This window comes from Burkholderia anthina, from assembly GCF_001547525.1.
Taxonomy (GTDB): Bacteria; Pseudomonadota; Gammaproteobacteria; order Burkholderiales; family Burkholderiaceae; genus Burkholderia; species Burkholderia semiarida.
This window is the reverse complement of record NZ_CM003769.1, coordinates 307,474-331,311: the sequence shown is the minus strand read 5'-3', so window position 1 is coordinate 331,311 and position 23,838 is coordinate 307,474. Positions and strand designations below refer to the sequence as shown.

The 23,838-nt window shown below is 64.8% G+C and carries 19 protein-coding genes and 2 riboswitches; of the genes, 16 read left to right on the top strand and 3 right to left on the bottom strand.

Features of this window, described 5'->3' with window-relative positions:
- Positions 1–99: 99 nt before the first annotated feature.
- From WS64_RS17700 to WS64_RS17675, 6 genes are all read left to right on the top strand, one after another.
- Positions 100–762, top strand: coding sequence for a GntR family transcriptional regulator (locus WS64_RS17700; protein ID WP_059577463.1), 663 nt, complete (start codon positions 100–102; stop codon positions 760–762).
- Entirely contained in the window at positions 746–1,984 is a 1,239-nt protein-coding gene (locus WS64_RS17695; RefSeq protein ID WP_060967154.1) for a dicarboxylate/amino acid:cation symporter, read from the top strand. The genes WS64_RS17700 and WS64_RS17695 overlap by 17 nt, the downstream gene beginning before the upstream one ends.
- Positions 1,985–2,157: 173 nt before the next feature.
- Positions 2,158–2,559, top strand: a complete 402-nt coding sequence (locus WS64_RS17690) for a hypothetical protein (protein ID WP_060967153.1) — start codon at positions 2,158–2,160, stop codon at positions 2,557–2,559.
- A 449-nt stretch (positions 2,560–3,008) separates the two neighbouring features.
- Positions 3,009–3,503: a GNAT family N-acetyltransferase gene (locus WS64_RS17685; protein ID WP_060967152.1), complete on the top strand. Its 495-nt coding sequence runs from the start codon at positions 3,009–3,011 to the stop codon at positions 3,501–3,503.
- A 76-nt stretch (positions 3,504–3,579) separates the two neighbouring features.
- Positions 3,580–4,983: a response regulator c-di-GMP phosphodiesterase, NosR family gene (locus tag WS64_RS17680; RefSeq protein ID WP_060967151.1), complete on the top strand. Its 1,404-nt coding sequence runs from the start codon at positions 3,580–3,582 to the stop codon at positions 4,981–4,983.
- An 83-nt stretch (positions 4,984–5,066) separates the two neighbouring features.
- Positions 5,067–6,836 carry a histidine kinase gene (locus WS64_RS17675; protein WP_060967481.1) on the top strand — a complete coding sequence of 590 codons (1,770 nt, stop codon included), beginning with the start codon at positions 5,067–5,069 and terminating at the stop codon, positions 6,834–6,836.
- 33 nt (positions 6,837–6,869) lie between these two features.
- Here WS64_RS17675 and WS64_RS17670 read toward each other — a convergent pair whose 3' ends face one another.
- Positions 6,870–7,985 carry an extracellular catalytic domain type 1 short-chain-length polyhydroxyalkanoate depolymerase gene (locus WS64_RS17670; RefSeq protein WP_060967150.1) on the bottom strand — a complete coding sequence of 372 codons (1,116 nt, stop codon included), beginning with the start codon at positions 7,983–7,985 and terminating at the stop codon, positions 6,870–6,872.
- 303 nt (positions 7,986–8,288) lie between these two features.
- On the opposite strand from WS64_RS17670, the gene WS64_RS17665 reads away from it, so the two are divergent.
- The 4 genes from WS64_RS17665 to WS64_RS34350 all read left to right on the top strand — a co-directional run bounded on the left by WS64_RS17665 (position 8,289) and on the right by WS64_RS34350 (position 12,300).
- Positions 8,289–9,410 (top strand): sensor histidine kinase, encoded by a 1,122-nt coding sequence (locus tag WS64_RS17665; protein ID WP_060967149.1) that lies wholly within the window; start codon positions 8,289–8,291, stop codon positions 9,408–9,410.
- A 182-nt stretch (positions 9,411–9,592) separates the two neighbouring features.
- Positions 9,593–10,102 carry an SRPBCC family protein gene (locus WS64_RS33025; protein ID WP_167351633.1) on the top strand — a complete coding sequence of 170 codons (510 nt, stop codon included), beginning with the start codon at positions 9,593–9,595 and terminating at the stop codon, positions 10,100–10,102.
- A 188-nt stretch (positions 10,103–10,290) separates the two neighbouring features.
- On the top strand, positions 10,291–11,007 hold the full coding sequence (locus WS64_RS17660; RefSeq protein ID WP_060967148.1) for a hypothetical protein: 717 nt from the start codon (positions 10,291–10,293) through the stop codon (positions 11,005–11,007).
- Positions 11,008–12,042: 1,035 nt separating this feature from the next.
- Positions 12,043–12,300 carry a hypothetical protein gene (locus WS64_RS34350; protein ID WP_155720445.1) on the top strand — a complete coding sequence of 86 codons (258 nt, stop codon included), beginning with the start codon at positions 12,043–12,045 and terminating at the stop codon, positions 12,298–12,300.
- A gap of 157 nt (positions 12,301–12,457) precedes the next feature.
- Here WS64_RS34350 and WS64_RS17650 read toward each other — a convergent pair whose 3' ends face one another.
- The gene (locus tag WS64_RS17650) at positions 12,458–13,033 is read right to left on the bottom strand and encodes a hypothetical protein (RefSeq protein ID WP_060967146.1); all 576 of its coding nucleotides are present in this window, start codon (positions 13,031–13,033) and stop codon (positions 12,458–12,460) included.
- 69 nt (positions 13,034–13,102) lie between these two features.
- Here WS64_RS17650 and WS64_RS17645 point away from each other — a divergent pair, with 69 nt between their 5' ends.
- Together WS64_RS17645 and WS64_RS33020 are read left to right on the top strand one after the other, a co-directional pair.
- Entirely contained in the window at positions 13,103–14,119 is a 1,017-nt protein-coding gene (locus tag WS64_RS17645) for a class I SAM-dependent methyltransferase (protein WP_244166610.1), read from the top strand.
- A gap of 15 nt (positions 14,120–14,134) precedes the next feature.
- Positions 14,135–14,707 carry a GNAT family N-acetyltransferase gene (locus WS64_RS33020; protein ID WP_081103865.1) on the top strand — a complete coding sequence of 191 codons (573 nt, stop codon included), beginning with the start codon at positions 14,135–14,137 and terminating at the stop codon, positions 14,705–14,707.
- Positions 14,708–14,882: 175 nt separating this feature from the next.
- Here the strand turns inward: WS64_RS33020 and WS64_RS17640 are convergent, their stop codons facing one another.
- A complete protein-coding gene (locus WS64_RS17640; protein ID WP_060967145.1) occupies positions 14,883–15,905 on the bottom strand; it encodes an ABC transporter substrate-binding protein in 1,023 nt (340 codons plus the stop codon).
- A gap of 140 nt (positions 15,906–16,045) precedes the next feature.
- Positions 16,046–16,167: riboswitch (guanidine-I (ykkC/yxkD leader) on the bottom strand.
- 432 nt (positions 16,168–16,599) lie between these two features.
- Positions 16,600–16,731: riboswitch (guanidine-I (ykkC/yxkD leader) on the top strand.
- A 58-nt stretch (positions 16,732–16,789) separates the two neighbouring features.
- On the opposite strand from WS64_RS17640, the gene WS64_RS17635 reads away from it, so the two are divergent.
- The 4 genes from WS64_RS17635 (at position 16,790) to atzF (ending at position 23,829) form a co-directional block, all read left to right on the top strand.
- Complete coding sequence (locus WS64_RS17635; protein ID WP_060967144.1) at positions 16,790–17,545, top strand: urea amidolyase associated protein UAAP1; 756 nt, start codon at positions 16,790–16,792, stop codon at positions 17,543–17,545.
- 11 nt (positions 17,546–17,556) lie between these two features.
- Positions 17,557–18,213, top strand: coding sequence for an urea amidolyase associated protein UAAP2 (locus tag WS64_RS17630; protein ID WP_060967143.1), 657 nt, complete (start codon positions 17,557–17,559; stop codon positions 18,211–18,213).
- Between the two features lie 127 nt (positions 18,214–18,340).
- Positions 18,341–21,961 carry an urea carboxylase gene (gene uca, locus WS64_RS17625; protein ID WP_060967142.1) on the top strand — a complete coding sequence of 1,207 codons (3,621 nt, stop codon included), beginning with the start codon at positions 18,341–18,343 and terminating at the stop codon, positions 21,959–21,961.
- Positions 21,958–23,829 (top strand): allophanate hydrolase, encoded by a 1,872-nt coding sequence (atzF, locus tag WS64_RS17620; protein WP_060967141.1) that lies wholly within the window; start codon positions 21,958–21,960, stop codon positions 23,827–23,829. The genes uca and atzF overlap by 4 nt, the downstream gene beginning before the upstream one ends.
- Positions 23,830–23,838: the final 9 nt, after the last annotated feature.

The following is a 23,838-nucleotide window of genomic DNA, read 5'->3' as shown; positions in this document are numbered from 1 at the left end:
GTATACCCACTCGCAAAATTAGCAGTTGCCGTGCGTTATGAGTAAGGGTAATTTCCTATCCGCGACTTCTTTTCAATCATACGCTAACTGCGATCACAGATGACGTCGAAAGTCTCGACAGATGCAGAGCTTGCCTACGACGAGATCCGATCGAGGATCTTTGACGGCCGGCTTGCGCCTGGACAGAAAGTATCTCATCGAGGCCTGTCGGATGAACTGGGTTTCGGCCAGATGCCGGTGCGCAGCGCATTGCATTTGCTCGAGTCCGAAGGGCTGGTCGTCGTGATCGAAAAGAGCGGCACCTATGTCGCTTCGCCGACCACGAGCGATCTCCGCGAAATTTTTGAAATGCGGCTGGCGCTGGAGAGTACCGCGGCGTTTCTTGCAGCGAGGTCGGGCGCAACGGCAGGGCTTCGCGAGGCCGCGGTAAAAATGCAGGAACTGGTTGAGCGGGACGTCTCGGACATCATGCTCGAACAACGTATCGGCTGGGTGTTTCATCAAGAGTTGTTCGCTGCCGCACGGAACGTCCGGATCTCGTCGGCGTATGGTCTGTTGCGGGCCCAGACCCTGGCCCTGAACGAACTCCCGCGCGGCGACGCCGAAACCGTTCGGCGCGGCACGATCGAGCACCTGCACATCTTTCACGCAATCGAAGCGAACGACGGCGAGCTTGCACGTCAGCATATGTGGAATCACATCGTTGACGGTACGCCGGCACGGATCAAACTGTTAAAGGCACGGCATGAACACGAAAAATAAGGGGCTTTCCCTCCCGATGCAGATGCTTGGCGGACTCGTCCTGGGCGCCGCGTGCGGCGTGTTTGCTCCGGGCTTTGCCGCGAAGCTCGGCTTTCTGAGCGCGATGTTCGGCCACGCGATCAAGATGGTCGTCATGCCGCTGATCTTCCTGTCGGTCACGGTCGGAGTCTTTCGGGCCGGCAGACTTCGCGAGCGGCTCGGAAAGGTCGCCCTGTCCAGTATCGGCTTCTTCGTGTTGATGACGGGCCTGGCCGCGTCGCTCGGCTTGCTGCTCAACTTTGCATTTCGACCGGGCCTCGGTGCGAGCATGACGCAATCCGGATCGATGCCCGCGGCGCTCGCGTCGAGCATCGACTGGACGAAATTTCTCGTCGATCTGATTCCCGCAAACATCGTCGCTGCGCTCGCGGCGGGAAATTCGCTGCCGGTGCTCGTCTTCGGCGTCATTTTCGGTGCGGCATTGGCGGCGTCCCCCGAGCGCGCCGAGCCTGCGATCGCCGTGTTCGAGGCGCTGCTGTCGGGGCTGTTCAAGATGGTCCAGTGGGTAATCGCATGGTCGCCGCTCGCGATCTTCGCCGCGATCGCGCAGTTGCTGTCAGCCAAGGGCTTTGCGGGCGCGCACTCGCTTATCGAGCTTCTGGGCGTCGCCTATCTCGGCATGGCGATTCTCGCGGTTGTACTCACGGCCGTCATTCGCGTCGCCGGTCAGTCGCCTCTGGCCGTGCTCAGGAAGGTGAGGGAACCGCTGATCCTCGGCTTCACGACGCGCTCTTCCGAAATTACCTACCCGCTGCATCTGAAGAAACTCGTTGAATTGGGCGTTCCGTACGGCGTGGCGTCGACGATCTTGCCTCTCGCCTATATTTTCAACCGCGACGGCGCGGTGCTCTACACGGCTCTTGCGGTCGGCTATCTGGCCGACGCCTATCACCTTGCGTGGTCCTGGCCGCTCGCGATCACGATTCTGATCTTGACGATCATCACCATCGACGGCGCAGCCAACGTGCCCTCCGGGGCGATCGTCGCCATCACCATCGTTCTGACGTCGATCGGGTTGCCGGCCGATGCGGTGCTCCTCCTCCTGGGCGTCGACGCGTTTTTCGACATGGGGAGAACCGCCCTCAACGTCTACGGGAGCACGGCGGCAGCCGCTGTTGCGGTGAGACTTTCCGGTTCCGACAGTATCGCCGCGGAACCCGTCACGGGTCAGGCAAGCGTGTAGGTGCTTCGGAAGCGACGGACGCCGCGCGTGGCGATGTTGAGCCCGCCGATTATCAGGCGCTGGCGCACGTCCGTTCGAGCATTCAGGCAGGGCGAAGGGAACAGGTTGGATGGATGTGCGTTCCGATCAAGCTTCAGTGAGTGGAACGACGTATTTTTTGCCGGAGAAACAGGATGATTGGTTCAGAGTCCGCTGATTTTTTCATGCTGCGCCTGGGTACGCCGCATCCGTCGTGGATGTTCACCGATGACAGCAACATGCTTGGCATCGGCGATTGCGACGGGGTGATGAGCGCCACGTTCGAGCTGGATCGCAACCAGGTCGCACGGATCAGAAAACTGGGCCGATCGGTGGAGAGGATCCGGTGCACGTGCGAACGCGCAGGCCGGGAGCTGCACTTTTATCTCCATGGCAGGCAGGTATCCCAAGGCGTATGGATCGGGGTCGCGTCGGCCGATCCCGACTATCTGCCGACCGACGAGATGATCGCGACATGGGAAGTACTGACGCCCGACAATGCGTTCAGGTTCGCGGGCGTGAGCGCAAACCTGAACGCATCGGTTAGCCTGGCCTGAACTGCGATCACAGATTATTGCGCGGCTTCGAGCGGGCAACGCTCCGATCGGCCTGATCGATCGTTTGACATGCCCGCCCGTCACACCGCGCGCCGTTCAATGCATGTGGTTCTGGCACACACCAACCTCGGATCGCCAGGACCTTTTTGCTGGCCGGTTCACCGGCCAGCGCTTTTTATTCCATTGAGCCGATTGCATCGGTTCGTTTGCTTCGCGCTCACCGACCAGAGGGTGACGTGCCGCGCCGAAGCCCGCGTCGAACGAAGACGCCCGGGCTCGGTTGGCCTCATTCGTCGGTGAAGCGCGAGATAATCGGCGAAGGATTTCCGGCCACGCGAGCGCGACGCAGCGAGGCGCACGGGCGACGTCGTCCGTCCTCGATGCCCGGTGGCGCGGCGCCGCCAGGCCGGGCGCTTGCTTCTCCGTGCATCCTCCGCCAGCCAAAGACAATGTCCCTGACCTTCGTCCCCGTCACGCACGCCGACGCCGACACGCTCGTCGCGATCCGCATCGCCGCGATGCGCGACAGCCTCGAGCGCATCGGCCGTTTCGATCCGCAGCGTGCGCGCGACCGGTTTCTCGCGTCGTTCGACCCCGCGCAATGCCGTTTCATCGAAGCCGGCCATTCGCGTGCGGGCTTCTACACGCTTCGCCCGATGGCGGACCACTGGTTGCTCGACCACCTGTACATCCTGCCCGCGCATCAGCGCAAGGGTATCGGCGCCGCCGTGCTGCGCCGGATCCTCGCCGAAGCCGACGAACACCGGATGCCCGTTCGCGTCGGCGCATTGCGCGGCAGCGACTCGAACCGCTTCTACGAACGGCACGGTTTCGTGCGAACCGCCGAAGCGCGATGGGACATCTACTACCGGCGCGAACCGGCCACGGCGACGACGTCGCGTTCGCGCGATGCATGCCGGTTGAAATCGACGCGCACGTATTAGCGTTTCCCCCGATGTGGAAAACGCGGAGCCGGCCGATGTTGCAGAGAGGGCGTAAATAATTGATCCGAGGCCGATTATGACGACATCTGCAACAAACGGCGTGAATGCCGTGCCGCCCGAAACGTCCGACACCGCGGCGGCATCCGGCGAAGCGGCGTCGATCCTGCTGGTCGACGACGAACCGAACGTGTTGTCCGCGCTCAGGCGCGTATTCCGGCCCACCGGCTACGACATCGTGACCGCCGACAGCGGCGAGGCCGCGCTCGACATCCTCGCGTCGACCGACATCGACCTGATCGTGTCCGACATGCGGATGCCGCACATGAGCGGCGCGGAATTCCTGGCGCGCGCGCGGGCGCTGTACCCGGACACGATGCGCATTTTGCTGACCGGCTATGCGGAGATCGCGTCGGTCGTGCAGGCCGTCAACGAAGGCGGCGTCTATCGCTACCTGAACAAGCCGTGGGACGATCACGACCTGCTGCTGACCATCGAGCAGGCGCTGGAGCAGCGCCGTCTGCGTCGCGAAGCGGCGCGGCTGGCGGCGCTGACGGAGGCGCAGAACGAAGCGCTGCGCCGTTTCAATACGGACCTCGAAACGCAGGTTCGCGCGCGCACCGAGGAGCTTGGCCAGACGGTGATGTTCCTCGAAGCGGCGCAAGGCGACCTGAAAAGCAGCTTCACGGCGATGGTTCAGGTGTGCGCGAGCATGATCGAGCTGCGCTGCGGGGCCGCGAGCGGGCATGCGATGCGCGTCGGCGAGATCGCGCGGCGGCTCGCGCTGGCCGCCGGAATGAGCGAACTGCACGCGCAGGACGTCTATTTCGCGGGGCTGTTGCACGGCATCGGCAAGCTGTCGCTGCCGGACGAATTGCTGCACAAGCCGCTCGCGAAGATGACCACGGACGAGCACCGCGTGTTCCAGGAGCATCCGTTGCGGGCGCAGATGGTGCTGACGCCCGTCGCCCAGTTGCACAAGGTCGCGTCGATCGTGCTGCACCAGTACGAGCGCTTCAACGGCCGCGGCACGCCGGACGGGCTGGTCGGCGACGCGATCCCGATCGGGTCGCGGATCGTCGCGATCGCGCGCGATTTCGAAGGCCTGCGCCACGGCGAAATCGGCGCACCGCATTCGATCGAGCAGGCGATCGACGTGTTGCGCTCGCAGGCGAGCGTGCGGTACGACCCGCAACTGGTCGCCGACTTCATCGAGTTGATGCGGGATCCGGCGAGTCTAGGCATCGCGGCGTCCGTCGCGGAAATCCGGTCGGCTCAACTGCGCGAAGGGATGGAGCTCGCCGACGATTTGCGCACGCATCGCGGCGTGTTGTTGATGACGAAGGGAAGCGTGATGTCCGCCCACCAGATCGAGCTCGTGCGCCGCTTCGAGACGCGGGAGGGCACGCCGTTCGACATTCTCGTGCTCGCGCGTCCGGCCGGCCAGACGCGCGCTCCCCACGCAGGCGCGCCGCCGGCCTGACATCGAACGTCGGCCTGATGGCCGCGGGGCGCGCGACCGCCCGCGCCGCGGCGATGCATTCAACCCGTTCCGGGCGTCCGATCATGCATGGCATCTACAATCTTCCGCTCGTCCTGCTGTCGCTCGCGATCGCGACGCTGGCCTCCTATACGACGCTCGATCTCGCCGCGTTCATTTCGCTGCTCGACAATCCGAAGCTCAAGCGCGCATGGCTCGGCGGCGGGGCCGCGGCGATGGGCACCGGAATCTGGTCGATGCATTTCGTCGGCATGCTCGCGTTTTCGCTGCCGGTGCCGCTCGGCTACGCATGGCAGGAAACCGGCGCCTCGCTGGCGATCGCGGTGCTCGTGTCGTACTTCGCGCTGAACGTCGTCACGCGCGCGCGGCTGGGCTGGCGGCGGCTGTGCGCGGGCGGCGTGCTGATGGGCGGCGGGATCGCCGGCATGCACTACACGGGGATGGCCGCGATGCACATGCAGCCCGGCATTCGCTACGACGCCGCGCTGTTCGCCGCGTCGATCGGGATCGCGGTGATCGCGTCGACGGCCGCGCTGTGGATCGCGCAGGCGTTGCGCATGCGGCAGGCGCATCACGCGACCGCGCAACGCATCGGCGCGGCCGTCATCATGGGCGTCGCGATTACCGGCATGCACTACACGGCGATGGCGGCCGCGCACTTCGCGCCGGATGCGCGGTGCGGCGCCGCGAACGGCGTCGACGCGCCGTGGCTCGCGACGACCGTCGCGTTGTTTACGATGGCGACGCTGGTCGTCACGCTGCTGGTGTGCCGTTTCGATGCGCGCACAACTTTCCTGCGCGGGATGACCGATACGCTCGAACGGCTCGTGCGGTTGCGAACCGGCGAACTCGAACGCGCGCTGCACAGCTACGAGCAGACGACGCGGATGCTGCAACGCACGCGCGAGAACATGGCGACCGAGATCGACGAACGCAAGGCCGCGCACGCGCTGCTCGAACAGGAGAAGGACGAACAGCGGCGCCTGCTGCATGCGCTCGAGGAAACGCACGAACAGTTGCTGCAATCGGAGAAGCTCGCGTCGATCGGTCAGCTCGCGGCCGGCGTCGCGCACGAGATCAACAATCCGATCGGCTTCGTCAGCGCGAACCTCAACACGTTGAAGACGTGGGTGCGCAGCCTGCTCGACGTGGTCGCCGCGCATGAAGCCGCGCTGCCGCAACTCGATCCGGCCACCCGCGACGCGCTGACGGCCGTGCACCGTGCCGCGGATCTCGACTACGTCCGCGGCGAGATCGCGCCGCTGATCGACGAGTCGATCGACGGCGCATTGCGCGTGCGTCGCATCGTGCAGGACTTGCGCGATTTCTCGCGCCCGGCCAGCGACGAATGGAGCGTGGTCGATCTGCATGCGGGCCTCGAGAGCACGCTCAACGTCGTCCACAACGAGCTGAAGTACAAGGCCGACATCGTGCGCGATTACGGCGATCTCCCGCACGTCGAATGCCTGCCGTCGCAGTTGAACCAGGTTTTCATGAACCTGCTGGTCAACGCGGCGCAGGCGATTGCCGAGCGCGGCGTGATCACGATCCGCACGTCGAGCGACGGCGATCAGGTGTCGATCGAGATCAGCGATACCGGTGCGGGCATGACATCCGACGTCGTCCGGCGGATCTTCGATCCGTTCTTCACCACGAAGCCGGTCGGGCAGGGCACCGGGCTCGGGTTGTCGGTCTCGCACGGCATCGTCGAGCGTCATCGTGGCATGATCGACGTGACGAGCGAGCCGGGGCGCGGCACGACGTTCCGGATACGGTTGCCCGTTCGGCGCGCCGGCGACCGCGCGGCCGCGGCCGCGCTGGAGCAACGGGCGTGACGACGCGACGGCCGGCGGTGCGGGTGTCGTGCGTCACGCCAGTCGTTTGCGGCGCTGACGACGGAAGAATTGCCAGAACATCGCCGTCGCGTCCGGCCCCTTGGCGGAATGGAACGGCTCGCCGGGATCTCCGCCGCTCCAGGCATGCGGCAGCCCGCGCACGATGCACACCCGGACGATCAACCGTCCACCCTTCAGATAATCGATAAAGTCCGCATCGCCCTGCGCGTAGCTGCGTTGCTCGCCGACGCGGATCGCACCATGTTCGTCGACGAGCCGGTTGAGCCGCGCGAACGCGATGCCGAGCTGCGCCGCGTTCCGGTCGGTCACGACCGTATCGAGCGCGCCGTGCACGACGAGCGCCGGCATGCCGGGATAGGACGCGACGTCGGCGCACGCGTCGAGCGCGTGGATCGGATCGTCGCGGATGCCGCGACGCATCAGGCTCATCGCGGCCATCGTCGACGACGGCGGCGCGATGGCCGGGCCGGAATGCAGTCCGACGGCCGCGAAGCGGTCGGGATACCGTAGCGCCAGCGCCGCGGCGAGCCCGGCGCCGGCGGACAGGCCGGCCACGTAGATTCGGTCGCGATCGAAGCCGTGGCGTTTCACGATCGCGTCGACGAGCGATGCGACGGCCGCGGCTTCGGACTGCGTCGCGTCGCCGTGCCAGTGCCAGCAGCGATGAGCATGGGCCGTCTTGGCCTGCTCGGGAAACAGCACGGCGAAACCGGACCGCTCGGCGAGACGGCAGATGCGCGTGCCCGCGGCGAACGATTCGGCCGTCTGCTTGCAGCCGTGCAGCATGACGACGGCCGGCATGCCCGCTGTGCTGGCAGGTGCCGCGGGGAGGTACAGCGCATACGCAAGATGGTTCACGAGCCGGCCGGCGCTCGGGCCGGCGGAATGAAACGAGCGGAGCCAGGTGCCGGCCGGCCGGGCCGACGGAGCGCGGACGGCGGGCACGATGCCCGTCCGTTTGGCGGCAGGGGCGGCGACGGTCGGCTTGCCGGTTCGTTGAACGACCTTCGTGGCGGCCTTTTTTGCGGCCGGCCGCGGCTTGCCGGCCCGTTTCTTCGGACGCGCGCCGGCCGCAGCGGAAAACAGTTCAAGATGCCGCAACCAGATGCTGGATTTTTTCCTGGGCATGTGCAATCTCGTAGCGGCGGCCGGATCCGCCGCCGGGTGAAAGTCGAATGGGGCGGGGAGCAAGGTTCGTGCTGCGCCTTCCTGCAAAACGGGGTCGACGCGTGTCCGCTATCGGCGATGCCAGGTTGATCGAAGTACGCCGCTTGCGCGACTCGACTGGTACGCACGTTGCAGTGGGCTTCCCTTTCCCGTCCCGGCTGGCGATTCCGCGTGGAGGCGACGATCGGCTCGCCCGCCGGGCTTCACGTGATATCGTGCGGTTCGACAGCAGCATCCACCGTTCATTCCATTGTGAGGGGCGACATGCGCCTAGCTGACTTCATCATACGAAACATGGAGCCGATACTGGTCCAGTGGGAGGCGTTTGCCGCCACGCTGTTACCGGCTGCGCGGCACATGAACTCGCATGGGCTGCGCGATCACGCGCGCGAGATCCTGACCGCCGTAGCCCAGGACATCGCCGCTCCGCAAACGCGGGAGGCACAACATGAAAAATCGTTGGGGCGCGCGGCCGAGCCGGCGAATACCGCGGAGACGGCCGCGCAGACGCATGCCGTGCTGCGTGCGCGGCGCGGCTTCAACATCAACCAGTTGGTGGCCGAGTATCGCGCACTGCGCGCCAGCGTGCTGCGCTTGTGGATCGACGCATGTCAGCCGAGCCCGCCTCATCTGGACGACATGATTCGCTTCAATGAAGCGATCGATCAGGCGGTGGTGGAGTCGGTCGCCTTTTTTACCGAACAGGTCGAGCAGTCGCGTAACTTGCTGCTGGGTATGCTGGGCCACGACATGCGCACGCCGTTGCAGACGATTCAGGTCACGGCGTCGTATCTCTCCGCACTCAATGCGGGCGAGGAAGTGTCCGAGGCCGCTGGCCGGTTGATCAGGAGCGGGGGGCGCATGCAGGGCCTTCTCGACGATCTTTGCGATTTCAACCGGACGCAGCTCGGACTCGGCATCAACGTCGTTCCTCGCCATGTCGATCTCGCTCACGTGCTCGCCAATGTGGTGGACGAACTGCGGGCGGGGCACCCTGATCGCGATATCGACGTCGATATCAGTGGCGACCTCCGCGGCGATTGGGACGATCAGCGAATGCAGCAGTTGCTGAGCAATCTGGTGGGCAATGCCGTGAAGTACGGAACGCCCGGGACCCCGGTGCGGGTGACGGCCGCGGCGAACGATTCGGAAGTGTTCGTCGAGGTCGGCAATCGCGGGCCGGTGATCGATCGGCTCACGCTGGACCGTATCTTCGATCCGCTGCAGCGTGGCGAGGACCGTCCGGACAGGAAGCGTGACGATGGCGGCCTGGGGCTCGGTTTGTTCATCGCCAACGAAATCGCGAAGGCGCATCGCGGCTGGATCGATGCGCGGTCCGACCGGACGGAAACGGTATTCACGGTGCGGTTGCCGAGAGGCGCGTGAAGTGGGGGAACTGGGGGGACGCGGCTTCACGCGGTTCGCCATCCAGCTTGCGGCCGGCGGTGACGACAGGCCGTCACCGGCCAAGTTCAGACGCTCGACGTGGCTGGCTAGATCGTCAACAATCCATACATTCAAACTGTGCGGCAGTACAATTCCAAACCGGTTACGGGTCGAATATGGGCTTGCGGGGGTTACTGCTGAAAGGAATCGTTGTCGTTATTGTCGGCGTGACTGGAACCCTTTGGGTCTTGCACGAAGATAGCAGCGTGCGTGCTGACATTCTCATTGATCGGCCGCCTGCCGTTGTCTGGAACGTGGTATCGAACAGCACAGCGTATCCGGATTGGAACCCTTTCATTACTCGTGTTGACGGCGACTTTAGGGAGGGAGAGACAATCCGCATTGTGCTAGGCACTGGACCGGATTCAATGGTGTTCAAGCCGACTGTCCTGGTCGTTCGTCCGGAACAAGACCTTTGCTGGCGTGGCAGTTTATGGATTCGCGGCGTATTCGACGGCACACATTGCATTCACCTCATGGCCGTAACCGGCGGCACCCATCTTGAGCAAACGGAGTCTTTTTCGGGATTAGTCGTTGGGCGGTTGACGAAAGACGTAATCGAAGAAACTCGGCTAAAGTTCCACGCGATGAATGCCGCGGTTAAGCAGCGCGTACAAACGAAAACGCCCTGAATGCCCACTTGTCGCGCGACATTTAATGGCACCAATGGCTGCAATCGCTGTCGGCTACGAACGGACCTTCAACAGACGGATATAGAACGTCAACTATCTCTTGCCATGAGACCCCAATTGATGATGCCCCGGTTTGCGGGGTGTATGAGGGATCGCAAGCCAAAGCTAACTATTTTCTAAGGACCACGATGACATCGCACCGAAGAACGATTCATCTCATCCTGCGGTTCATCACCTTCACTTGTGTTGCAGGTACCTTTAGCGCAGCAAATGTGCTGGCTATGGAGCCCGGTGAATACTTCTATGTTGAAGGTGGTCACGAGCACGGAAGGCTGGTTGTTAAAGACGGTAACTTTACGATTGACACGATTGGTGCAAACGACCACACATGCTCGCTAACAGGCTCGATCAAAGAGAATACGGGCGTAGTGAGTGATGGCGGCGAAACATGCCGCCTTGCTTTCTCGGAAAAACAGAGGGCTTTGCAAATCACCTTGAGCGACACCGAAGCTTGCCGATCGTATTGTGGTGCACGAGCATGGTTCGACGGGCTGTATCGAAAACCGCCCGCGGCGTGTACCGATCGTGCGCGCACGGGACGCATCAAAGAGGCGCGGGCAGCGTACACGAGGAAGAGCTATGATGTAGCGGCTACGGTTTTCACGTCCTTGATCGACCAATGTTCGATCTACATGAATTGGATCGAAGTCGATCGCGTGCGCAGCGAACTTGCTGTGACCCAATACCATCTGGGCGACAAGGCGAAATGCCTCGAGACACTTGCGCCGACGAGAGCAATGCAGAACCTCGACGATGGCGACACTTTCGGGCTGCCACCTGCCAATGTGATTGACTATCAGTCGACGGCCAGGACAATTCTGCACAATGCGGCGCTATGCCAATGATCAACGTTGGTTTGAGGGGACATCACTGCGCGTCAACTATTTGGACGTTGCCCGCTGATCTTACAGGGGCCAAATGCTTCGACTCATCCTTTGAATGGCGGTTTTGGGCAAATTCGAGGGGCCGCTTCGGGTCGGCCGCAGCCGGAACGCATCGGGCTGCAGCCGGCCAAGAGCGGTTAGTCGCCGGAGGCGCCTATATTGATGACAATCGACTCACCTTACCCCTGACATCCCCTGCCAAGCTGAACAGATGAAATCGCCCACGATAGTCAAGCCACTTGAACACCCCTTGGCTACATTCTCGTCGAACATCTATTCTGCTCGCGACGTCGCTGTGGTAGGACTACGCTGGCCAACTCCATATTGGTGTCACCTCGCGGTCGGCTGGTTGGAACAAGGGTTGGCCGTTGACGACGAGATATGCGACATACTGCAAGAAATTTCCCAGAACCGACGTTTTCCGCAGAGGCTGCGGCATCGCGCGTTCGCGCTACACGTACGATTCACGAGGAATCAGCAAGCTCGGTAGTCGATACATCTGCAGTGAACCGAATTTTTTGGGACGGAGGCGAGTCTGCCAGTTCAGGTCGGTCGACACGATTGCCTAGAGCGTCGACAATCCCGGGAGGCAAGTGAACAACCCTGATCGATGCACCTGAAAACACCACGTTCAACAAATACGAGCCACTTATGCTGATTTGGGCGCCAACACGGAGATCCCTTGATGGCCGAGGGGAAAGCCAGGGCACGACCGTGAAAGTCGCGATTGAAGAACTCGACGATGGAGTCTTTCTACTGATGCGATACGAATCCATGGACGCGCCATTTCCGACCTCTGATCATTTATATATGTCAATCGACGAGGCATACGACGAATGTGATTGCGTCTATGGCATCGGTCGCGAGGATTGGCTTCAACAGTGATTGCATCCGGGCCGTCACGCACCGTCCTGGGACTCCGTACGGCCATGAACAGGCGGTCGCGATAAACTCCCAGTTTTTCTTCGAAACCCGAACAGAATGGAAAAGCCGTCAATGCAATCTACCGTTACGCTGCGCCAAGCGTATCTGGTCATGTTTGAGTTTCTCGAACGGGAGTGGGAGTGCCTCGATAGACCCGATGTACTAGGCGCACTTCTCGGCAACCTTGCACTCTGGGGTGAACCGAATGGGCAGGGAGCACCTATGGATGCCGCAGTTTTTCCGGAATGGCTTGAGTGTGCTTATCGCGTGCTTCGATGCGACCAATTAGGCGGCTATGCAAACGCCGATATCAAACTGTCGCCCGAGTAACCAATGAATGTCTACTTTAGGGCGCGTTGATCGTCCGCTCAGGGTCGGGTGCCTCCAATCACGTCGGGCGGCGGTCGGCCAGAAGCGGACACCCGACGCGAGCTTCCGAATTGTTCACAATCGCTCGTCGTGACCAAGGTCGATGCGCCAATGGTCGTTAGGCGGAAGCGCACCATTCGCGAAACTGCTCAAATACCCGAAACCCAACGTAATCGAGTTTTCGCTTGTAGAGCCAGCGGTAATAGCAATCCCAATAACTGATCATTCGATCATGCGTCCGTTTCAAGAAAACCGGGTTCTCCCGGAAAAACGCTCCGTAAACGCATTGATCCATTGATGGCATGTTCGCTTCGATCTCAGCGAGGATTTCAATAACGTACTCGCCGCAGAGGTGCACGACGAACGGTGCGATCCAAGGCTCGCGTGAGGTGACGAGCCGCGCGATGTGGCGCTGGCGCACATGTCCGTCAAGGTGCCGCGTTAGCACGCACGCATAGATCGTCACTTGAACCTCGTTCAGCCGAGGAAATAACGTGTCATCGCTTACGTGGTGAATTCGATACGGGATGTTTAGTGATTCGCCTTGAACAACGACAGGCGATCCGGGGTGAGTCGCCATGCTGGGTCGAATCAATTCCGTGACGACGGCCACTTCGGAGCCAAGCACTGCGGGAAATGCGGTCGCCAAAGGACTGGTTTGAACGCCTTTACTCGCTTCCCGGATGTTTGCCATACCGTTTCGCCATCAACGCAAATGATGCAATTGTGCCATACGTAGACCAGCGGTCAGTGGTGTCTGCGGATGTCCGCATTGGGCTTCCGGGACCGTCTCTTCAGGGTCGAGTGCCGCCAATCACGTCGGGCGGCGGTCGGCCATTTTGAGACGTTCGACATCGTGGTCTGGTTCGTCGACAATCCGCTTGGGGTTCACGCGCTGGAGTCACGAGCGCTCCCAACTAGCGAACGATCGAATGGCGCAAGAATGACCTCGCATGCAGAAACATACTTGAAAGATTTTCACCGCCGCAGGGCAGGAGCAACGCGTCGGGCCTATGGCAATCGACCTGCACGATCTGCGCAGGCAACCTACCCGTCTTCCTATCACGCACTGGCGAATCGTGTACCGAATGAAGCGATGTCGCGGACTGTGCTCGATCTGGCATGTGGTGATGGGCCATTGCTGCAAATTCTGAACGACAGGGGCCATGCAGCAACGAAGCTGATCGGCATAGACATCAGCGATGGCGAGTTAAGCGTGGCTCGGGAAATATTGCCGCGCGAAATACGATTGCTCAACGAGCGTGCACAAGAGCTGTCGCTCGATAGCGGCTCGGTAGACTACGTGCTGTCGCACATGGCGCTCATGTTGATGGGCGATATCGAACAAGTTGTTCGAGAGATTCGTCGGGTATTGCGCGACGGCGGCAGCTTTTCCGCTATCGTCGGGCGGAGCTTTTTGACCGGCAAGGTCGGCGAAGTCTTTTTGGACATCTTCAAGCCAATCGCGAAGGCTCAGCTCACGGAGTTGCGACTCGGTGACGCGCGCACACGCAGTGAAGCGGGTTGGCAAGAACTACTCAAGCCCGATTTTGTCGATGTGGCTTTTGAGGACATCGAAATCGACTGGACGCCTACACCCGAGCAGCTGTGGTTGGACATGCTGGACACCTACGATGCCGACCGGATGTCGGAAGCCGCGCGCGCACAGTTCAAAAGAGAACTGTTGTCGGCGTTCGCGTCCATGCAAAGCGAAGACGGTACGTTGCAAACTGGATGGGGCCTGCGTCTTGTTCAGGCCACTGCTGCCCGTTGCCGCTAAAACCGGGCAGCGCACATGGACATGCAACCCGTTCTGCTTGATGTAAGCGACACCCTTTTCACGGAACGACTAACCATTCGCTGCCCCAGAGCTGGCGATGGGCAAAAGCTGTTCGACGCGACGATTGAATCGCTGGATGCGTTGCGGGAATTTCCCGCGTCGCTTCCATGGGCGATCGAGCCACCGTCGATCGACGCATCCGAAGCCTACTGCCGCACGCGATTCGCCGATTTCTCTGCCCGACGCGACTTCTCTTTCCTCATGCTTCTCCGCGATACCGAAACAGTGGTCGGCTGCGGAGGCGTACACAGACCTGTCTGGTCGATTCCAGCGTTCGATATCGGATGGTGGGGCCGCAGGCCCTATCTCGGTCAAGGCCTGATAAGCGAAGGTGTGAATGCGTTGCTTCGATTCGCGTTTTCAGATCTGGGCGCGCGGCGGGTGCAAGCATTGGTGGACGAATTGAATGAGAAAAGTTGGCGGCTCTGCGAGCGCGTCGGCATGGGTTTCGAAGGAACGCAGCAGCACGCGCAAATCGATCCGAGCGGACGCCTTCGAAACACGAAGGTCTACGCGTCTGTTCGTTGATGCGAAAGGTCCGGGATCTTGCTTGCCCATCGTGGTACACGCCGTCAGGCCGCCCAGAAACGAAGACGGCGGTATCGCCGTCGGCGGGATAGAAGCCCACACACCGCGACCGCCCCGGCATAGCCCACCGGCGCGTCGCACCGCGTCGCCGCGCGCGCCGGCAAGCCTCCCGCGATCAATGCGCGTCGATGAACCGCGAATCGATATACGCGTCGACGTCCTGCGACTGCTTGTACACCGCATTACGCACATTGAACGCATTCGCGTTGCGCGTCGAGCCGTAGATCGAATCGAGCCCGTCGCCCTTGCGGAACGCACGCTTCGCGGCAGCCTCGTCGAGCAGATGCGTGCCCTTCAGCAGCGGAAGGTATTGCGCCGGCGCGAGCCCGACGCGCGCCGACATGATCTTGACCGCATCGGCTTGCGTCTTCGGATCGTTGATGTACGCGACGCAGCGATACCAGACCTTGACCACCTTTGCCCAGTCGGCCCGGCGCGCGGCGAGGCTCGCCGGCGCGACGGTGATCGCATCGTAGATCAGCCCCGGCGCATCCGCCGACGTGAAGATCGCCCGCGCGCCCGGCGCGCGCTTCAACGCCTCGCCGGCGTTCGGTTGCCATGCGGCCACCGCCGCGATGTCGGCCGACGACCCGAGCACCTGCGGCAGCTCGTTGGTTTTCGCATTCACGAGCGTGACGTCGCTGTCCTTGAGCCCGTGCTTCTGCAGCGCGGTTTCGAGCAGAAGATGGTCGACCAGGCCGAGCTCGACGCCGATCTTCTTCCCCTTCAGCGCCTCGACGGTGCGCAGCGGCGGCTTCGCGACGATCATGTCGTTGCCGGCCGAATAGTCGGTCAGCAGGATCATCACGTTCTTCGCGCCGGACGCGCCCGTCACGAGCGCATCGCCGTTGGTCGCCGCGACCGCGTCCAGCTTGCCCGCGGAAAACGCGTCGAGCGACGCCGAATAATCGAACCATTCGAAATCGACGTCGACGCCGGCCTCCTTGAACCAGCCCTTGTCGAGCGCGACCTGGAACGCGACCCAGCCCGGCCAGTCGCTGTAGCCGATCTTCAGCGGTGCGGCAGCCTGTGCGGCGGGCGCCGCCCATAGCGCGGCAGCCGCGGCGGCGGCGCCCAGTGCGTGACGGATGAAACGGAAGGACGACAGGCGGCGGAACGCCGAGGCGGGACGGGTCATCGTTGTTCTCCAGGAGACCGGGATCGGGATCGTCGATACGGACCGTGCGCGAGCGCACGGTCCGGCTGCGTGACCGGTTCCTGCAGATGTGCAACGAACGGGGCGGCCACGGAGAGGCGCGACGGCCGTTGCCATCGCCAATCTCCCGGGCTTTTGTCCCGCCGTGTAGCACGCGTGCACCCGCTCTTGCGATCGGATGAACCCGCGCCGGGCTGCTCTCGGACCAGACGTTCGATGAACCGGAACCCTAGCACCCCTAAGATGCGACGCCGCCGCACCTCTCGGCGTCATGCCGAGCGAGAAGCGTGCCAACGGCGCGCGGCAACGCGATTCAACGGCGGCGCATGGTGCGCTGAAGTTCGATGAAGCGGGCGGCGAACAGCGCGTGCAGTACGCGCCGCAGCAGGTCGAGCTTGTTCATGAAGGATCGGGGATGAGGTGGCGGTGCATGGATTCAGCAATGCCCATGCCATCGCGGATCGGCCGGTGCGCGAGCGCGCGACGCGCACTGCGCCGGTGCGCGGTTGCGTGTGCATGGTGCGCCGCGCGCCCGCCGCGAGGGCAAGCAGACGCGTCCGCCATCCGCATGCCGTGCGGCATCGCGCCGTCGGGCCGTGTCGTGCGGCGATTGGGCGATGGCTGGCACGTAACTCGCTTGTTCGATGCCCGAGAGGTGCGAAGCAATTTGCATCATCTTCAGGATCGCTAGGGTTCCGGTCGTGCGGCGTGCGCCGCGCGATGCCTGGTCCGAGAGCAATCCGGTCTTGCCTTCGCCTCGATACGAGGAAACGGCGAGGCTCCACGGAGGGATAAAAGCCCGGGAGGTCGCGATGTCGTTCGGTCGCCCTCTCACGCCTTTTGTCCAACCGACCCACGGAGCCGCCATGTCGCCGAGCCCCCAAGCCGTCCTCGCCCCACCGTCGCACGTCGCGTGGGAAACGCTGATTCCCGCCGGAACACACTGGTCCGGCATTCTGCGGCGCGGTCTCGCGCTGCGCATCGTCGATGTCGACGGCGGCGCGAACCTGTCCGCCGTCTTTCATCGTCAGGAAGATTTGCTCGAGCGCTACAACATGGCCGACACGCTGAAGGCGCAGCACACCGCGCATCTCACGCGCGGCCATGCGCTGTACACGGACATGGGGCGCGTGATCGCGTCGATCACGGCCGATACGCTCGGCTGGCACGATCCGCTCGGCGGCGTCGGCGATGCGCGGCTGTTCGCGCACAAGTACGGCACGTCGTCGTATCAGGCCGATCGCAACGCGATGATCCGCAACGGCCGCGACAGCCTCGTGCTCGAGCTCGCGAAATACGGGCTATCGGCACGCGACCTCGCCGCGAACGTCAACTTCTTCAGCAAGCTGAGCACGCACGACGACGGCGCGCTCGAATTCGTCGCCGGACATTCGCCGGCCGGCAGCGCGTTGGACCTGCGCTTCGAGATGAATACGCTCGCGGCGTTCTCGACCGCGCCGCATCCGCTCGACCCGCGTCCGGACTACGCGCCGAAAGCGGTGAAGCTGATCGCGTACCGCGCGTATCCGGCCGACGGCGCCGCGCCCGACGACGACCCGTGCCGGCGCGCGTGCGCGGAGAACACGCGCGGCTTCGCCAACACCGACCGTCTGTTCGCGTAAGGAGCGAGACCATGCCGATCATCGAAAGCCGACTCGACCCGCGCGACGCGATCCACGACATCACGCTGAACGCGGGCGACCCGTGGCTGCACGACCTGAAGTGCGGGCAGACCTTGCGCATTCTCGACCTGGAAGGCAACCAGGCCGTCGACACGCTGTTCTACCGCACCGACGCTCCCGAGGAACGCTACAGCGCGCAGGACACGATCCGCGCGCAGCGCAACCTGTACCTGAGCGCGGGCAGCGTGCTCGTGTCGAGCCATGGCAACCCGATGGCGACGATCGTCGCCGACACGTGCGGCCGTCACGACACGCTCGGCGGCGCATGCGCGGCCGAGAGCAACACGGTGCGCTATGCGCTCGACAAGCGTTACATGCACAACTGCCGCGACAGCTTCCTCAACGCGATCGCGCACTGCACGTGCGGCGCCGGGGCGCGGCTCACGAAGCGCGATCTCGTCGGCAACGTCAACTTCTTCATGAACGTGCCCGTCACGCCGCTCGGCAGGCTCACGTTCGAGGACGGCATCTCCGCGCCGGGCAAATACGTCGAGATGCGCGCGGAGATGGACGTCACGGTGCTGATCTCGAACTGCCCGCAACTGAACAATCCGTGCAACGGCTACAACCCGACGCCCGTGCGCCTCATCGTGTGGGAGGCGCAATGACCTGCCCCCACGCTCACTTGCTTTGCATGGGGCCGGAGTACGCGCTGAAGCGCGACTCCGGGCCGACATGTTCGCTGCCCCCCAAGGGGGCGGTTGCCTTCCTTGGGGCGGCCCGGCGGGAGGCAACATGAGATTCGCCAAAGTCCTCGTCGCGAACCGCGGCGAAATTGCCTGCCGCGTGATCCGCACGCTGAAGCGCCTCGGCATCGCATCGGTCGCGATCTATTCGGATGCCGATCGCGACGCGCGCCACGTGGCGCTCGCCGACGAAGCCGTGCGGGTCGGGCCCGCGCCGGCGGCCGACAGCTATCTGAACGTCGCGGCCATCCTCGCCGCCGCGCGCGAGACCGGCGCGCAAGCCGTGCACCCCGGCTACGGCTTCCTGTCCGAGCACGCGGGCTTTGCCGACGCATGCGAAGCGGCAGGCCTGCGCTTTATCGGGCCGCGCGGCGATCACATGCGCGCGTTCGGCCTCAAGCACACCGCGCGCGAACTCGCCGCCGCGCACGGCGTCGCGCTGCTGCCCGGCACCGGGCTGCTCGACGACGTGGCGACGGCGCTCGCCGAAGCCGACGCGATCGGCTATCCGGTGATGCTCAAGAGCACCGCGGGCGGCGGCGGCATCGGCATGTCGCTGTGTCGCGATGCCGCGCAGTTCGGCGCGGCTTTCGAATCGGTCGTGCGGCTCGGCGCCGCGAATTTCGCACATGCGGGCGTCTATCTCGAGAAGTTCGTCGAACACGCGCGGCACATCGAAGTGCAGATCTTCGGCGACGGCCGCGGCGGCGCGATCGCGCTCGGCGAACGCGATTGCTCGGTGCAGCGCCGCAACCAGAAGGTGATCGAGGAAACGCCCGCGCCCGACCTGACCGACGCCGAGCGTGACGCGCTGCACGCGAGCGCGGTGCGGCTCGCGCGCGCGGTGGGTTACGCATCGGCCGGCACGGTCGAATTCGTGTTCGACGCGTCCGCGCGGCGGTTCTATTTCCTCGAGGTGAACACGCGGCTGCAAGTCGAACATTGCGTGACCGAGGAAGTGACGGGCGTCGATCTCGTGGAATGGATGATCCTGCAGGCCGAAGGCGACCTGCCGCCGCTCGACACGCTTGCCGTCGCGCCGCGCGGCGCGAGCATCCAGGTGCGGCTCTATGCGGAGGATCCGCACAAGCAGTTTCAGCCGAGCGCCGGGCTGCTTACGCACGTCGCGTTTCCGGAGAACGTGCGGGTCGACGGCTGGATCGACGCGGGCACGGAGATCAGCGCGCATTACGATCCGTTGCTCGCGAAGCTGATCGTGCGTGGCGACACGCGGCGCGACGCGCTCGCCGCGCTGCGTGCCGCGCTCGACCAGACCGAGCTGTACGGGATCGAGACCAATCTCGACTACCTGCGCGCCGTCGTCGGCTCCGACACGTTCGCGCGCGGTGCGCCGACCACTGCCTTCCTCTCGCGCTTCGCGTTTGCGCCGCACACGATCGACGTGCTCGACGGCGGCGTGCAGACCACCGTGCAGCAGGCGCCCGGGCGGGTCGGCTACTGGAGCGTCGGCGTGCCGCCGTCGGGGCCGATGGACGATCGTGCGTTCGATCTCGCGAACGCGCTGCTCGGCAACGCGCGCGACGCGGCCGGGCTGGAATTCACGATGGTCGGCGCGACGCTGCGCTTCAATACCGCGACGCTGTTCGTGCTCGGCGGTGCGCCGCTCGCGGCCACGCTCGACGGCGAAGCGGTGTCGTTCTGGCAGGTCGTGCGCGCACGGGCGGGTGCCGTGCTCAAGCTGGGCGGCGTGACGGGCGCGGGCGTGCGCGCGTGTCTCGCCGTCAAGGGTGGGCTGCAGGTACCCGACTATCTCGGCAGCAAGGCGACCTTCACGCTCGGCCAGTTCGGCGGCCATGCCGGCCGCGCGCTGCGCAAGGGCGACGTGCTGCATCTGCACGCGGACGCCGGGCGCGGCGACGCCGGCGCGACGCTGGCCGCGGCCGACATTCCCGCGCTGACCCATGCATGGACGCTCGGGGTGCTCGACGGTCCGCATGGCGCGCCGGATTTCTTCACGCCGGACGACATCGCGATGCTCTACGGCACGCAGTGGACCGTCCATTACAACTCCAGCCGCACCGGCGTGCGGCTGATCGGCCCGAAGCCGCAATGGGCGCGTGCGGACGGCGGCGAGGCGGGGCTGCATCCGTCGAACATCCACGACAACGCGTATGCGATCGGCGCGGTCGATTTCACCGGCGACATGCCCGTGATTCTCGGACCGGACGGGCCGAGCCTCGGCGGCTTCGTGTGCCCGGTGACGGTCGTGCGCGATGAGCTGTGGAAGCTCGGGCAGTTGCGGCCGGGCGACACCGTGCGGTTCGTGCGCGCGGGCGTGTCGGCCGGGATATCGGCCGGGAAGCCGGCTGCCGCGATCGTGGATGCGACGCGTGACGTGGCAACGGCTTCATCCGGCGCATCCGACGATTGCGTGCTGCACCGCGACCCGTCCGCGGGTGGCGGCATCGGCGTCGTCTACCGGCGCTCGGGCGATCGCAACGTGCTCGTCGAATACGGGCCGCTCATGCTCGACCTGAACCTGCGCTTTCGCGTGCACGCGCTGATGTGCTGGCTCGACGCGCACCGGTTGCCCGGCATGCTCGACCTGACGCCGGGCATTCGCTCGCTGCAGGTGCAGTTCGACGCGCGGACGCTGCCGCTCGATGCGCTGCTCGCGCATCTGCAGGCGGCCGAGCGCGAGTTGGCCGACGTGGCCGACATGCGCGTGCCGAACCGCATCGTCCATCTGCCGCTGTCGTGGGACGACCCGTCGACGCGCGTCGCGATCGAGCGCTACATGCAGTCGGTGCGGCCCGATGCGCCGTGGTGCCCGAGCAATATCGAGTTCATCCGGCGCATCAACGGCCTGGCGAGCATCGACGACGTGAAGCGCATCGTGTTCGACGCGCGCTATCTGGTGATGGGGCTCGGCGACGTCTACCTCGGTGCGCCCGTCGCGACGCCGATCGATCCGCGGCACCGGCTCGTGACGACGAAATACAACCCCGCGCGCACATGGACGCCGGAGAACGCGGTCGGCATCGGCGGCGCGTATCTGTGCGTGTATGGGATGGAAGGGCCGGGCGGCTATCAGTTCGTCGGCCGCACCGTGCAGATGTGGAATCGCCACCGCACCACGCGGGAATTCGAAGCCGGCAAGCCGTGGCTGCTGCGCTTCTTCGACGAGATCCGCTTCTACGAAGTCAGCGAGGCCGAACTGACTGCGCTGCGTGCGGATTTCATCGCGGGCCGCGCGACGCTGAAGATCGAGGAATCCGTATTCGATCTGCGTGCCTACAACCGCTTCCTGCACGACGAGGCGGATTCGATCGCTGCGTTCAAGGCGACGCAGCAGGCCGCGTTCGACGCGGAGCGCGAGCGGTGGCGCGCGGCCGGCCATGCGGAATACGTCGGCGACGCGGAGCAGGGCGACCCGCAAGCGGACCGGGCGGCGGCCGCGCTCGACGACACGCAGCGGGCGATCGCAGCGGACGTGTCGGGCAGCGTGTGGAAAGTGCTGGTGGAAGCCGGCGAGCGCGTGACCGAAGGGCAGGTCGTCGCGATCGTCGAGTCGATGAAGATGGAGGTGGCGGTGACGGCAACGGAAGACGGCACGATCGAAACGATCGATTGCGCGCCTGGCGCGGCGGTGGTGGCCGGCCAGCGGCTGATGGTGATGAAGGCGGGCGCCGCCGAGGAGGTCGCATGAGTACGACGGAACGCTCGATCCTGCCCGGGCTGCACTCGATTGCCGCGCTGCGCGCACGCTACGCGGCGGGCGGCCTGACGCCGCATGCGCTCGTCGACGCGATCGCCGCGCACTTCGACGCGGGCGACCCGCACCATGCGTGGATCCGGCCGCTGACGCGCGACGAGATGATGCCGTATGCCGACGCACTGGCCGGGCGCGACATCGCGTCGTTGCCGCTCTACGGCGTGCCGTTCGCGGTCAAGGACAACATCGACGTCGCCGGCATCCCGACTACGGCGGGCTGCCCCGCCTACGCATATACGCCCGAACGCAGCGCGCCCGTGGTCGAGCGGCTGATCGCGGCCGGCGCGATTCCCGTCGGCAAGACGAATCTCGACCAGTTCGCGACCGGGCTCTCGGGGCAGCGCTCGCCATACGGCGCGTGCCGCAATGCGCTCGACCCGCGCTACGCGTCGGGTGGCTCGAGTTCCGGCTCGGCCGTGGCCGTCGCGCTCGGCGTCGCGACGTTCTCGCTCGGCACCGACACGGCGGGCTCCGGGCGCGTACCCGCCGCATTTCATGGGCTCGTCGGGCTCAAGCCGACCCGGGGCGTGCTCAGCACGCTCGGCGTGGTGCCGGCCTGCCGGTCGCTCGATTGCGTGTCGGTGTTCGCCCGCTTGGCGGACGACGCGCGCACCGTGTTCGCCGCCGCGCATGGCGTGACGGAAGGCGATCCTTACGGGCGCGCCTGGCAGCCGCTGCTGGGCGCGGACGGCTTGCGCGCGCAGCCGGCGCGGCCGCTCGCGCAATTGCGTTTCGGTACGCCACGTGCCGATCAGCTCGAATTCTTCGGCGACGCATCGTATCGCGCGGCATGGGGTGCGGCGCTGGAACGGCTGCGCGCGACCGGCGCGCGGATCGTCGAGATCGACTTCGGCCCATTCCTGGCCGCCGCGCGGCTGCTGTACGAAGGCCCGTGGGTCGCCGAGCGGCTCGCCGCGATCGGCCCGTTCGCCGCGCGCGAGCCCGATGCGCTGCATCCGGTGATTCGCGAGATCCTCGGCGGCGCGTCGCGCTTCAGCGCCGCCGATGCGTTCGCCGCATTCGACCGGCTTGCGGCGCTGCGCGTCGATGCGGCCCGCGCGTGGGACGGCCTCGACGCGATCGTGATGCCGACCTCGGCGACGACCGCGACCGTCGATGCGCTCGAAGCCGATCCGATCGCGATCAATTCACGCTTCGGCTATTACACGAACTTCGTGAACCTGCTCGACCTGTCGGCGATCGCGGTGCCGGCAGGCACGTGCGCGACCGGGCCGCATGCGGGCTTGCCGTTCGGCATCACGTTCGTCGGTCGCGCGCACGACGATGCGCGGCTGCTCGATCTCGCGCAGGCATGGGGCGACGGCGTGGCGGCGGGCGGCGACGTACGGCCGCCTGCGGCCGCGATGCCGCCGGGCGCCGCATCGGCGGGTGTCGTGCGGGTGACCGTCGTCGGCGCGCATCTGCGCGGCGAACCGTTGAACGGGCAGCTCACGCAGCGCGGCGCGCGCTTCGTCGGCGCGACCACGACCGCGCCGGCCTATCGTCTCTATGCGCTGTCCGCCGATGCAAGCGGCGGCGTCGCCAAGCCGGGGCTCGTGCGCGTGCGGGACGGCGGCGCGCCGATCGCGGTCGAAATCTGGGAGATGCCGGTCGACGCGTACGGCAGCTTCGTCGCCGGTATTGCGGCGCCGCTCGGCATCGGCACGTTGACGCTCGCCGACGGTTCGCCCGTGCAAGGCTTCCTGTGCGAGCACGTGGCGCTCGACGATGCGCAGGACATCACGCGGTTCGGCGGCTGGCGGGCGTACCGCGCGCAGGCCGCGAGCGACGCACGGCAATGACCGCACGGT